Genomic DNA, 12,892 nt, shown 5'->3' on the forward strand with positions numbered 1-12,892 from the left:
TTCCTTCGTTGAACTTCATGGGAGGTCAGCCGAGACCGGCTGCGACGTCGGCCCCTTGCCGTACAAAGACGGGGATGCGCTCCAGTGGGGCCTGCGCGTCGAGCGTCGTTCCGCCCTCCACGACGTCTCCGGTGGCCGGGTCGAGCCAGCGGGCGCCGGACGGCAGATACACCCGGCGGGCCCGGGCGCCCGCCTCGTACACGGGTGCCACCAACACGTCGGGGCCGAGCAGGAACTGGTCGTCCACCTCCCAGGCACGCTCGTCCTCGGGGAAGTCGAAGAACAGCGGGCGCATCGGCGGGGCGCCGGTGCGGTGGGCGTCCTCGGACAGCCGCCGCAGGTACGGGCGCAGGCGCTCGCGCAGCAACAGGTGGTCGCGGAGGATGCCGTACGCCTCCTCCCCGTACGACCAGACCTCGTTCGGCCCGCCGGTCATGTCCGTGGAGAAGGTGGGGTGGTTGGGCTTCCTGTCCCCGTGCAGCCGCATGACGGGGCTGAAGGTGCCGTACTGGAACCACCGGATCAGCAGTTCGCGGTACGCGGGGTCGTCCGGGTTGCCGCCGAAGAAGCCGCCGATGTCGGTGTTCCACCAGGGGATGCCGCTCATCGCGACGTTCAGGCCGGCCCTGATCTGGCGCGCGAGGGAGTCAAAGGTGGTGGGGATGTCGCCGGACCACAGCAGGGCCCCGTACCGCTGGCTGCCCGCCCAGGCGGAGCGGATCAGCGACAGCGGCCGGTCCTCGCCCGCCGCGCTCAGGCCGTCGGCGACCGCGCGGGCGTGCAGCAGTGGGTAGAGGTTCGCGGCCGCGGCGGCCGGCCCGGCGGCGTAGACGGCGCGGTCGGAGTGATCGCGCGGCAGGTCGGGCTCGCAGGCGTCCAGCCAGAAGCACGCCACGCCCCTCGAACGGTAGTTGTCGTCCAGCCGCTGCCACAGCGCGGCGCGTGCTCCGGGGTGGGTGGCGTCGTAGTACGCCATCGGGCGTATCAGCGCATCTCCGCCGTACCGGGACGGCCACGGGAAGGTGAGCAGGCCGCCGTCGGCGTCCCGTACGAGGTGTCCGGCCGAGCGCAGTTCGTCGTACGTGTCACTGCCGGGCTCGACGGTGGGCCACACCGAGACGGCGAGTTTCACCCCGAGGTCCGTCAGCTCGTTGACCATGGCGGCGGGGTCGGGCCACTCGCTCTCCTCGAATCGCCAGTCGCCCATCCTGGACCAGTGGAAGAAGTCGCAGATGATGACGGACAGCGGTAGTCCCCGCTGCTTGTACTCCCGTGCCACCGCGAGGAGTTCGTCCTGGGTGCGGTAGCGCAGCTTCGACTGCCAGAATCCGGACGCCCACTCGGGCAGGAGGGGCGGGCGTCCGGTGGCCTGGGTGTAGGAGTCCAGGATCTGGGCCGGGGTGTCGCCGGCGGTGATCCAGTAGTCGACGCGCCCGCCGGCGTCGGCGGTCCACCGGGTGGTGTCGGCGCCCAGTTCGACACGGCCCGTGGCGGGGTTGTTCCACAGCAGTCCGTAGCCGCGCGAGGAGTGCAGAAAGGGGATGGCCGCCACGGTGTTGGCCTGGACGAGGTCGATCACACAGCCCTTCTGGTCCAGGCGCCCGTGCAGATGCTGCCCCAGGCCGTGCAGCCGTTCACCGTCGTAGGCCTCGAAGGACTGTTCTGTCCGGCCGCCCGCCGCGTGGACGCGAGAGCCGGTGTGATGCGCGTACGGGCTCCTCTCGGCGAGGAGTTCGCGGCCCGAGTCGGCGTGGCGGAACCTCAGACGGCCGTCCGCCGAGGCCTCGACAGCGACGAGGCCGTTGACCAGGCGGGCACAGCCGTCGTCCGATACGGACAGTTCGGCGTGCAGGCAGGGCGCGGGGTTCTCCAGCGCACCGGGGGCGGCGGGGTCGATGGTCCCGGACGAGGCCCGCACCCGGACGGCGTCCGGTCCCCAGGGCTCGATGCGGAGGATCTCCGCGGCGGTGTGCCGCTCCAGACCGCCCGCGACAATGCTGTAGGACAAGGTGTTTCCTCTGTTCTTCTCAAATGGCGGGTGAGTACAGCCGGTCGCCGATCACCGACGCCGTCTGCGCTTTCCACAGCAGGAGCCACGACCCGGATCCAAGGCTGTTTATCCCAGCGCGCGGAGCCGGGCGACGGAGTCGGCGAGCATGCGGCGGCAGAACGCGAGGTGGTCCTCCCCGTAGCCGCGCGGGGCGCACTCCACGACCAGCAGAAGGGCCAGGTAGAGCTGGTAGAGCGCCACTCGATGCCTAAGGGCGGGGCTGAAGTCCAGGCTGCCACCTGCTGCGGTGTAACCGGTGGCGAGGTCGCTGTCCGGGCCGGTGCCGCCGCCGAAGGCCAGGGAGACCAGCTCTGCTGCCGGGTCGCCCCAGAAGGCCCGCTCGTGGTCGATGAGCCCGGTGATCCCGGCCTGCCCTGCGTCACCCGGCCGGATGAAGATGTTGCCCGGCCAGAGGTCGAAGTGAACCAACCGGGGCTCCGTGACCTCGTCCAGGGCGTACCCGCCTTCGGACACCAGCGTGCGGATGTCCGATGACAATACGGCCAACGGCGAGCGCCAGCGGTCGGCGTCGTCGAGCAGGGCCTCGACCATGGCGCTGAAGGCCGTGCGCCAGGCTGCGGCGGACAGACCGGACTCAGCGGCCGGGTAGCCGAAGAGGCCGTCAGCCGGGGCCAGGGTGTGCAGTCGGGCCGTGATCGCGCCCAGTTCCCGGCGGAGCAGGGCTCCCGCGTCGGCGGAAAGCTGCTCGCCCGCCTTGTCCCACGGAGTTCCCTCCAGGAGCGACAGGACGATGAACTCCTCTTCCGCGTGGAGCAGTTCGGGCACCGGAACTGTGCCTTCCGGCAGGGCTGCGAGCCGCCGGTAGACCATCGTCTCCGTCCCGAGGATGCCCCGCTCATACCGCAGTACCGGTGCGTCGGCCGGTGGCGCAAGCTTGACGACGGCGGGCCGGCCATCATCCAGCAGCACGCGGTAGGCGCTGTTGAACCAGCCGTCGGTCAGCTCGTGCTCCAGACGGCACCCCAGGCCGACGGAGCCGCGCAGTAGGGCGTCGAGCGCGGCGGGCGTGAGATGACGTTTGGTGCGGCTCTGCACGGACACCTCCGGGTGCCAGGTTTGGAGGGGGCAGCGCCCCCGCACGCCCTTGCGGGGCGCGCGAGGCCTCGCGCGTCCGGGGTCCGGCCTCAGCCCGGGTAGGGCAGCTCGGCCTCCGCGGTGCCGGGCGGGCTGACGTGCAGGACGCCATCCGGGCCGCCGATGCGCAGCTGCCAGGGGTGCGGGCTGTCGGTGGTCACGCGCAGCAGGCCACCCTCGCGGCGCAGGTGGAAGACGGCGGTCCGGCCGGTGCCGTCGGTGTTCGGGATCACCACGGTGCGCTCGACGCCGTCGGTGAAGGTGTGCACCCGCAGTTCCACGCCCTCGGCCCAGGCGGAGACCGGGTGCTGGTCGTCGGCGGCGAGGGGGATGACGGAGTCGGGGCGGGCGAGCAGCGGCAGGGTGTGGAAGCCGTGCTGTTCGCGTACCCAGCGCGGGCCGGTGACCTGGTCGCCGGTCAGGAAGTTCGTCCAGGTGCCCTCGGGGACGTAGTACTCGACCGTGCCGTCGTCGGTGAAGACCGGGGCGACGAGCAGGTCGTCGCCGAGCAGGTACTGCCGGTCGAGCGCGGCGGCGGCGGGGTCGTCGGGGAACTCCAGCACCATGGCGCGCATCACCGGCACGCCGGTGACGTGCGCCTGCTGGGCGGCGTACTGGAGGTAGGGCGCGAGGCGGTGCTTGAGGAGGGTGAACTCTCGGGTGACCTCGACGGCCTCCTCGCCGTAGTCCCACGGCACGCGGTAGGACTTGCTGCCGTGCAGGCGGCTGTGCGAGGAGAGCAGGCCGAACTGCGTCCAGCGCTTGAAAACGGTGGGGGTAGGGGTGCCCTCGAAGCCGCCGATGTCGTGGCTCCAGAAGCCGAAGCCGGACAGGCCCAGGGACAGGCCCCCGCGCAGCGACTCCGCCATGGCGTTGAAGTGCGATTCGCAGTCTCCGCCCCAGTGCACCGGGTACTGCTGGCCGCCCGCGGTGGCGGACCGAGCGAAGAGCAGAGCCTCGCCCTCACCGCGCTCCTCGCGCAGCAGCTCGAAGACGGCCTGGTTGTAGAGATGGGTGTAGTAGTTGTGCATCAGCTCCGGGTCGGAGCGGTCGTGCCAGACGACGTCGGTGGGGATGCGCTCGCCGAAGTCGGTCTTGAAGCAGTCCACACCGACGTCCAGCAGGGTGCGCAGCTTGCCGGTGTACCAGTCGCGGGCGGCGGGGTTGGTGAAGTCCACCAGTGCCATTCCGGGCTGCCACAGGTCCCACTGCCAGATGCTGCCGTCCGGGCGGCGCACCAGGTAGCCCTCGCGCATGCCCTCGGCGAACAGCGCGGACTTCTGGGCGATGTAGGGGTTGATCCAGGCGGAGATGCGCAGGCCCTGCCGTTTGAGCCGGGCCAGCATGCCCGCCGGGTCGGGGAAGGTGTCGGAGTCCCAGGCGAAGTCGCACCACTGGTACTCGCGCATCCAGAAGCAGTCGAGGTGGAAGACGCTCAGCGGGATGCCGCGTTCGGCCATGCCGCCGACGAAGCGGTTGACGGTGGCCTCGTCGTAGTCGGTGGTGAACGAGGTGGTCAGCCACAGGCCCAGGGCCCAGGCCGGGGGCAGTGCGGGTCGGCCGGTGAGCGCGGTGTAGCGGGCCAGGATCTGCTTCGGGGTCGGGCCGTGGACGACGAAGTACTCCAGCGACTGGTCCTCGACGCTGAACTGCACCTGCCCGACGGCCTCCGATCCGACCTCGTAGCTGACCTTGCCGGGGTGGTTGACGAAGACTCCGTAACCCCGGTTGGTGAGGTGGAACGGGATGTTCTTGTAGGCCTGTTCGCTGCTGGTGCCGCCGTCGGCCTGCCAGATGTCCACCACCTGCCCGTTGCGGACGAACGGCGTGAACCGCTCCCCCAGCCCGTACACCGACTCGCCGACACCCAGCGAGAGCTGGCCGAGCATGTGGTGGCGGCCTTCGGCGTCGGTGACGAACCCCGTGCCGCGCTCGCCCACGGAGGTCAACACCCGGCCCTGGGCGGTGAACTCCAGCCGCCACGGCTGGGAGGTGTCCACCCGCAGCGTGAGGTCACCGGAGCTGAGCTGCACCGCCACGCCCTCGTGGTGCACCTTGCCGACCCCCTGCTCCGCACCCGGGAGGTCGAACTGCGGCCCCCGGCGCACCGAGCCGGCGTGGTGCGTGGTGCGCACCCCGATCACGCCCTCGGCCGGCGACCAGCACTCGACCGTCAGCAGCGGGCTGTTGAGCGTGTCACCGCGGCCGCGCACGTGCTTGACGGGCGCGTAGAGGGTCATCCGGTCCTCGCCGGTGCGGACGTCGGCGACCTCAGTGGCGTAGCGCGCGGTGACGCCCGGGCGCATCAGCCAGTATCCGTCGGTGAATTTCATCGTGCAGGTTCCTTCGTCCGCGCGCGGTGCGCGGTGATCACGCCCCGGTACCAGTGGTAACTGTCCTTGGGGATTCGGGTCAGGGTGTCGTAGTCGACGCGGACCAGGCCGAAGCGTTGCTCGTAACCACGGGCCCACTCGAAGTTGTCCAGCAGGGACCAGACGTAGTAGCCGCGCACGTCGACGCCGACCGCGATGGCGTCGGCGACGGCGGCGAGGTGACCGGCCAGGTAGTCGATCCGTTCCTCGTCGTGCACCTGGCCGTCGGGGGCGAGGGTGTCGTCCTCGGCGGAGCCGTTCTCGGTGATCCAGACCGGCGGGAGCTGCGGGTAGCGGGCGTGGAGTCCGCAGAGCAGTTCGGTGAGCGCGGACGGGACGACGGGCCAGCCCATGGTGGTGAGCCGGGTGCCGTACGGGTTCGGCTCGGCGACGCCGATGTCCATGGCGGTGCGCGGTTCGGGGTCGTCCTCGCGGTGCGGGGCGGCCTCGACGGTGATCGGCCGGTAGAAGTTGATGCCGACGAAGTCCATTGGTGCGCCGATCAGTTGCAGGTCCCCGGGCCGGCGCCAGGGGCCGTCGGCCAGCCCCTCCCAGGTCTCGGCCTCGTGCTCGGGATAGCGCCCGGCGAACAGCGGCTCCGTCCAGACCTCGTTGTGCAGCACCTCGGCCCGGCGCAGGGCGGCGAGGTCCTCGCTCCGGTCGGAGGCGGCGTGCAGCCGGTCGAGGTTGAGCGTGATGCCGACCTCACGGGCGCCGGCGGCGCGCAGCTCCCGCACGGCCAGGCCATGGGCGACCAGCAGGTGGTGCGCGGCAGCCAGGGCCCCGCGGCCCTCCCGGGCGCCGGGCGCGTGCCGGCCCTCGGCGTAGCCGACGAAGGCGGAGCAGAACGGCTCGTTGAGCGTGATCCAGCGCTCCACCCGGTCGCCGTAGCGCTCGGCGGCAACGGCCGCGTACTCCGTGAAAGCCTCGGTGGTCTCCCGGACGCGCCAGCCGCCGCGGTCTTCCAGGGCCTGGGGCAGGTCCCAGTGGTAGAGGGTGGCGGCGGGCGCGATTCCGGCGGCGAGCAGTTCGTCGATCAGCCGGTCGTAAAAGTCCAGGCCCTTCCGATTGACCGCACCGGTACCGTCGGGCAGCAGGCGCGGCCAGGAGATCGAGAAGCGGTAACCGTCGACGCCGAGTTCGCGGAGCAGGGCGACATCCTCGGGGTAGCGGTGGTAGTGGTCGCAGGCGGTGTCGCCGGTGGCGCCGCCGAGGGTACGGCCCGGTGTGTGGCTGTAGGTGTCCCAGATGGACGGGCCGCGGCCGTCCTCGTCGTGGGCGCCCTCGATCTGGTAGGCGGCGGTCGCGGCGCCGAACCGGAAGCCGGGTGGCAGTTCCGGGAAGGCCAACCTACTCATGCGGCGCACGTCCTGTTCTCTCGGTGATCGGGCAGGGCGGTCACAGCTCCGGCGCCAGCCCGCGGTCGTGCAGCCAGGACAGCTGGACGGGCGGGTTGGAGCCGCAGCCGCCGGCGTGGTCGGCGAAGGGCCAGACGGTCATGGTGCGGTCCTCGCCCGCGTAGTGGTTGAACGCGGCGTACACCGTCCGGGGCGGGCAGACCGGGTCCATCAGACCGACGCTGAACAGCGCCGGCGCGGTGGCCCGCTGGGCGAAGTGGACGCCGTCGAAGTAGTCGAGGGTGGCGAAGGTCGGCTGCACGCGGTGCCGGCTGTGCCAGCGCAGGTAGTTGACGAGTTCCTGGTACGGGCCGTCCAGGGATGTCTGCGCGCCCTGGCGGTAGTGGCACAGGAACGGGACGTCCGGCATCACCGCAGCCACGCGGTCCCCGGTGAGCCCGGCGACGGCGAGGGCGAGTCCGCCGCCCTGGCTGCCGCCGGCCACCACGATCCGGTTGGCGTCGAGGCCGGGCAGCTCTGCGACGGCGTCCACGGCGCGCACGCAGTCGGTGATCAGGCGCCGGTAGTAGTAGTTCTCGGGCGAGTCGATGCCTCGGGTCATGAATCCCCCGGCCCACTGCGTGCCGTCGCCCAGGGTTCGGTCCGGGGTGTCGTGGCCCTGGCCGCGGCTGTCGACGACGAGCTGGGCGTAGCCCGCCGCGGGCCAGAACAGGTGCTCGGTGGGCAGGCCCCTGCCGCCGGTGTATCCGACGTAGGTGACGACGACCGGCAACGGGCCTTCGACGCCACGCGGGCGCAGCAGCCACGCGGCCACCGGTTCGCCGTTCCAGCCGGGGAAGCGCACATCGTCCACCTCGATGGTGCGCAGCCGGTGCCGGTCGGTGACCGGTTCCGTCTTGATGGCCCCGGCCCGTGCCCGGGCGTCGTCGAGGGTGTGCTGCCAGAACGCGTCGAAGTCGAGCGGGGCGGCCGACTCAGGGCGGTAGCGGACGAGTTCGTCAACTCCGAAGTCGGTGAACGGCATGGGGTGTTCCTCCGGGTGGAGCGAGTTGGAGGTGACGGACGAGAGGATGACGTGCGACACGGCGGAGCTCCTGGGTGTGGCGGGGCGGCACGGCTGGGGCGGGTGGTGCCTACGTTCCGGTCTCCGGGACCTCGTGGAGCCTCTCGAAGAAGAACTCGTGCTTGAGGAAGGAGACGTCGTACTCGTGTCCCGGGTAGGGCGGCAGCAACTGGGCAGCCTGGAACAGCCGCCGGCCGTCGCGGAGAGCGGCAGTGCCGCTGGGGTACGGGGGTTCGTCGCTGTCGCCCGTGGTGGGCGAGGTGCGTCGGGTGCCGTTGCTCAGCGACCAGCCGATGATGCGGGAGTCGAGCGAGGAGTCGGAGGGGCAGAGCACGAGCACCTGCTGCCGCTGGGCAGTCCCCGCGCCGACGCGTGAGGTGGGGCCGGGGGTGGAGAGGGTGGTCATCGTGCTGCCTCCTGGGTGCGGTTGGCGACCCTGTCGCCCAGTGGTCGAGGTCGAAGCTGTCGTCCCCCGGTGAGCGCCCGCCACAGCAGGACCCGGTTGTAGGCTCGAGCCGGCCGGTCGCCTGCTCGTACCGGGGGAACCACGCCCTCAGTTCGGCGGCGACCCGGGGGTCGTCCAGGTCGGACGTGTCCCACAGCGGGCGCCGGCGGACGGTCGGATTGAAGCGGATCTTGAGCATGTAACGGGTCACGTCGCTGTCGTTGCGCCGCCCGCCATGCCAGAGGCCGTGGCACGAACACCCCCGTGCCCGTCGGGCAGACCAGCCGGTCCTGCCCCAGCAGGTTCCGGTAGCGGCCGGTGTCGGTCTCGTTGATCCGCCGCAGATGGCTGCCGGGCACGCTGAGCGTGCCTCCCATCTCCAGCGTGACGTGCTGCGGGTAGTACGCCAGCTGCACGTCGAAGGCGTCCGGGCGGACGTCGGTGATCGCGTCGGCGTGCAGCGACTGCGCCTTCCCGCCGTGCGGCTCCCGGACGTGCACGGCGTGGTGGTCGATCGCGCTGGCGCGCGGGCACCGGCATGGGGGTGGTGGCCGAGCTGGCTGATCGCCTGCTCTACCCGTGCCCGGGTGGGCTCGGAGATCGCCCGCTTGCCGCTGAGCACGTGGCTGACCGTGCTGGGCGAGACGCCCGCGGCCTTTGCCACCTCGGCCAGTGTCTCCATGCCGGTGGTTCCCTCTCCCGTTCTGTCGCTGACGTGCCGTCAGCCCTTGATGGCGCCGGTGAGCACACCGGTCTTGAAGTGCTTCTGCATGAACGGGTAGACGAGCAGGATGGGGACCAGCGTCAGCACCACCACCGCCATCTGCAGGGACAACGGTGCGCTCTGCTGGTGCAGCGACCCGAACCCGGAGTTGGTGGTGCCGGGGATGGACTGGCCGTAGCTGACGTACTGGAGCAGCACGTACTGCAGCGGCCACTTGGCGCTCTCTGTCGGCATGTAGAGCATGACGTTGAAGAAGGAGTTCCAGTAGCCGACCGCGTAGAACAGGGCGATCACCGCGGTGACCGCGCGCGAGGTGGGCAGTACCACCGACCACAGGATGCGCCACTGGCTGCACCCGTCCATGCGGGCCGCGTCGATGAGGTCGGCCGCCGTGCCGGAGTAGAAGGAGCGCAGCACCAGGATGTTGAAGACGGAGACCGCGCCGGGCAGGATCAGCGCCCAGTACTGGCCGTAGCCGCCGAGGCCGGTGACGACCAGGTAAGTGGGGATCAGTCCGCCGCTGACGAACATGGTGACGATCAGCACCATGAGGATGGTGCGGTGTCCGAACGAGCGCGAGCGGGAGAGGCCGTAGGCGCAGAGCACCGAGACGACCATCGACAGGAGGGTGCCGACCGCGGTGATCACCAGGCTCACCAGCACGGCCCTGGTGACCGGGCCGTCCCCGAGCACCGCACGGTAGGCGTCCAGGGTGAGGCCGTCGGGGACCAATACCAGGCCACCCGCGCGGTTGATCGCCGCGCTGGTGGAGAAGCTGGTCAGCACCACGATCCAGAGCGGCACCAGTACGACGGCGAGGACCAGGAGCAGCACGCCGCCCTTGAGGGTCTGTCCGGCGGCGCCGGGCTTCTCGTCCCACACAGGGCGGCCCTTGTTGCGGTCGGGCCGAAGCGCGGGCCGGTTCTGAGTGTGCGTCAGCGTCTGGCTCATTTCCGGTACAACCCGTCCTCACCGAAGGCGTGCGCGATCCTGTTGGCGCCCCAGATCAGCAGCAGCGAGATCACGCTCTTGAACAGCCCGGCGGCGGCACCGTAGCTGTAGTTGTTGGTGGTGATGCCGTAGTAGAAGGAGAAGGTGTCCAGCACGTCCGCCGTGTCGTGGCCGACGGCGTTGCGCTGGATCAGGAACTGCTCGAAGCCGACGGTGAGCGCGTTGCCCAGCCGCAGCACCAGCATCAGCACGATGACGCCGCGCATGCCGGGCAGGGTGATGTGCCACATCCGGCGCCACCGGCCCGCGCCGTCGACCGCGGCGGCCTCGTAGAGGTTCTGGTCGATGGCGGCCAGCGCCGCGAGGAACACGATGATGCCCCAGCCGGCCTCCTTCCACACCGCCTGCGAGGTGACCAGCAGCGCGAAGGTGTGCGGGTCGGTCATCACGTCCCAGGTCCCCAGGTTGTGCTGGGCGAGGAAGTGGTTGAGCACCCCAGCGCCCCCGAGCATCTGCTGGAAGATGGTGATGGCCAGCACCCAGGAGAAGAAGTGCGGCAGGTAGACGACCGACTGGATGAAGTTCCGCAGCCGCTCGCTCATCACCGAGTTGAGCACCAGGGCCAGCGCGATCGGGATCGGGAAGAACAGCACCAGTTGCACGAAGCTCAGCCAGAGGGTGTTGCGCAGCGCCCCCCAGAACAGCGGGTCGCTGAACAGCATCCGGAACTGGTCGAGCCCGGCCCAGTCGCTGTGGAGCACGCCGACCAGCGGGTCGTAGTACTCGAACGCGGTGATCAGGCCGAACAGCGGCGCGTAGTTGAAGACCAGCAGCAGCGCGACAGCCGGCAGGGTCATCAGGATCAACGACCTGTCCCGGCGCAGGCGCAGTCGCCAGGTCAGTCCGCCCTCCTGGGCCCGCCCGGGCCGCGTCCTCGGCCGGGCGCGGCCGTTGGCGTCCGGCTCCGTGTCGGCCGCCGGTTCGGTGCCGCCGGAGCTGCCTCCGCCGGCCTTCTTCGTCTTGGTGGTGAACGTGCCGGCCACCGTTCCTCCTCGCTCCGCGGCGGGCCGAGCGGCCCGCCGCCTGACGTCGTCTGCTACTGGCCGGTGCCGTGCTTGTCCAGGACTTCGGTCTGGTACCAGTTCTTCAACTGGTCGCCGCCGCTGGACTTCCAGGAGGACACGGCGGCCTGGAAGTCGGAGACCTTCTTCAGGCCGTGGGTGACCTCGACGACGGTGTCCACGACCGACTTCGCGGCAGCCGCGGTGGCGTACCGCTGCGGCACGGTGATGTTCATGCCGTAGAACACCGGCTTGTAGACGTGCGGGGCGGTGCGGGCGAACCAGGACGTGTAGTCCTTGGTCACCTGGTCGGCGCCGGGGTTGCTGATCACCTGCGGGGGCGAGGCGAGGAAGTTGTAGGTGGTGGGCTGGGCGTACTTCTTGCCCTCGTCCGTGTAGCTGGGCATCCCGTTCACCATCGTGTGGTGGACGCCCTCGGCGCCGTACGTGATCATCGTGTACTCGGTCGAACCGTAGGGCGCCGCAAGGTAGTTGGCGACGGCCAGCAGCTCCTCGATCTGGTCCGGGGAGAGCCCGGCGTTGAGGTAGCTGATGACGCCGGTGGCGGCGCCGAGGAAGATCTGCGGGTTGGACTTCCCGTCGGCGGCGATGACGTTGAACGCCCCGCGCCGGTAGTTCTTGTTCGCGGCGGTGCCGGACTGGTGGTCCGACAGGTTCCAGGCGCCGGTGCCGCCGCCCTGGATCAGTTCCTTGCCCGCGTAGAAGCGGGTGGCACTGGCGTTGACGTTGCCGGCCAGGGCGTCGGGGTGCACATAGCCGGACTTGGCGAGCTTGTAGTGCCAGTCGAGTGCCTCCAGGAACTCGGGCAACTCGTAGCCGTGGACCAGCTTCCCGCCCCTGACCGTCCACCCGGGCGGGAGCCCCCAGGAGAGGGACAGGTAGGTCCACACGTCGCCGAACGCCCACACGCCGGCCTTGGCGCTGGTCAGTTCCTTGCCCAGGCTCATGTAGTCGTCGGCGGACTTGACCTGGTCGGCGGTGATGCCCTTCGACTCCAGGATGTCGGCCCGGTAGAAGACGTGGCCGGCCAGCGACATGCCGCTGGCGTTGCACGGGATGCCGTAGAGCTTGTCCTCCCAGGCTCCGACCTGCCAGGCGAAGGTGGGGATGGCGGCCAGGTTCGGATACTTCTTGATCTTGTCCCCCGCCAGGTACGGCGTAAGGTCCGCCAGCTGGGTACCGGCCAGCTCCCCCATGTTGAACGCCGCGTTCCACCAGGTGGGCAGCTGGATCCAGTCCGGCAGCTTCTTCGACGCGGTCATCGTCGGGACGATGGTGTCGTAGTTGACGCCGTTGGCCGGCTTGATGGTGAGGTTTACGCCCAGCGCCTTGTTGACGGCCTGGTAGAACGAGTTGTTGGCCGGCGGGATGGTCCCCCAGAGCGGGGTGACGGCGGTGTAGCTGCCGCCCTTGCCCGGGGTGCCGGACACCGTCGAGATCTGCTTGGCCGGGTAGGTGAGGAAGCCCGGGTCGGTGAACGCGCCTGCCGCGCCCTGCACCGAGGGGATGTCGGGCTTGACGGCCTGTCCCGGCACGTAGTCCGGCAGCGCGGCCCTCAGGCCGCTCTTCGAGTTGGTCCCGCCCTTGCTGCGGGAGGAGCCGTTGCCGCAGGCGGACAGTAGGGGTGACAGGGCAGCAGCCCCGGCGACGGCGACTGCGCCGTTCACGAAGGCTCTGCGGTTCATTGCGATGCTCATGGTGGGCGACCCTTCGCCGGTGACGATCCGTATCGAGCGACGTACTGGTGTGCGG

General features: G+C 70.2%; 9 protein-coding genes and 2 pseudogenes. All 11 read right to left on the bottom strand.

Features of this window, described 5'->3' with window-relative positions; genetic code table 11:
- Positions 1-25 precede the first annotated feature (25 nt).
- Positions 26-2,008 carry a TIM-barrel domain-containing protein gene (locus ACIBTS_RS34860; protein ID WP_399324700.1) on the bottom strand — a complete coding sequence of 661 codons (1,983 nt, stop codon included), beginning with the start codon at positions 2,006-2,008 and terminating at the stop codon, positions 26-28.
- Positions 2,009-2,116: 108 nt separating this feature from the next.
- Positions 2,117-3,106, bottom strand: coding sequence for an aminoglycoside phosphotransferase family protein (locus ACIBTS_RS34865; protein ID WP_319670642.1), 990 nt, complete (start codon positions 3,104-3,106; stop codon positions 2,117-2,119).
- 89 nt (positions 3,107-3,195) lie between these two features.
- Positions 3,196-5,478 (bottom strand): alpha-xylosidase, encoded by a 2,283-nt coding sequence (gene yicI, locus ACIBTS_RS34870; protein WP_399324701.1) that lies wholly within the window; start codon positions 5,476-5,478, stop codon positions 3,196-3,198.
- Positions 5,475-6,875 carry a GH1 family beta-glucosidase gene (locus ACIBTS_RS34875; protein ID WP_399324702.1) on the bottom strand — a complete coding sequence of 467 codons (1,401 nt, stop codon included), beginning with the start codon at positions 6,873-6,875 and terminating at the stop codon, positions 5,475-5,477. The genes yicI and ACIBTS_RS34875 overlap by 4 nt, the downstream gene beginning before the upstream one ends.
- 40 nt (positions 6,876-6,915) lie before the next feature.
- Positions 6,916-7,899 carry an acetylxylan esterase gene (locus tag ACIBTS_RS34880; RefSeq protein WP_399324763.1) on the bottom strand — a complete coding sequence of 328 codons (984 nt, stop codon included), beginning with the start codon at positions 7,897-7,899 and terminating at the stop codon, positions 6,916-6,918.
- A gap of 109 nt (positions 7,900-8,008) precedes the next feature.
- Positions 8,009-8,344 carry a hypothetical protein gene (locus tag ACIBTS_RS34885; RefSeq protein WP_399324703.1) on the bottom strand — a complete coding sequence of 112 codons (336 nt, stop codon included), beginning with the start codon at positions 8,342-8,344 and terminating at the stop codon, positions 8,009-8,011.
- A 13-nt stretch (positions 8,345-8,357) separates the two neighbouring features.
- Positions 8,358-8,898: pseudogene (locus tag ACIBTS_RS34890) on the bottom strand (phytanoyl-CoA dioxygenase family protein); the annotation flags it as partial.
- Positions 8,895-9,065, bottom strand: a pseudogene (locus tag ACIBTS_RS34895) (LacI family DNA-binding transcriptional regulator); the annotation flags it as partial. The pseudogenes ACIBTS_RS34895 and ACIBTS_RS34890, both read right to left, overlap by 4 nt.
- Positions 9,066-9,104: 39 nt before the next feature.
- Positions 9,105-10,058: a carbohydrate ABC transporter permease gene (locus ACIBTS_RS34900; RefSeq protein ID WP_399324704.1), complete on the bottom strand. Its 954-nt coding sequence runs from the start codon at positions 10,056-10,058 to the stop codon at positions 9,105-9,107.
- Complete coding sequence (locus ACIBTS_RS34905; RefSeq protein ID WP_399324705.1) at positions 10,055-11,101, bottom strand: ABC transporter permease; 1,047 nt, start codon at positions 11,099-11,101, stop codon at positions 10,055-10,057. The genes ACIBTS_RS34900 and ACIBTS_RS34905 overlap by 4 nt, the downstream gene beginning before the upstream one ends.
- A gap of 53 nt (positions 11,102-11,154) precedes the next feature.
- Entirely contained in the window at positions 11,155-12,837 is a 1,683-nt protein-coding gene (locus tag ACIBTS_RS34910; protein ID WP_399324706.1) for a Tat pathway signal sequence domain protein, read from the bottom strand.
- Positions 12,838-12,892: the final 55 nt, after the last annotated feature.

The organism is Streptomyces sp. NPDC050121 (assembly GCF_044460385.1).
In the GTDB taxonomy this organism is placed as follows: domain Bacteria; phylum Actinomycetota; class Actinomycetes; order Streptomycetales; family Streptomycetaceae; genus Streptomyces; species Streptomyces soliscabiei.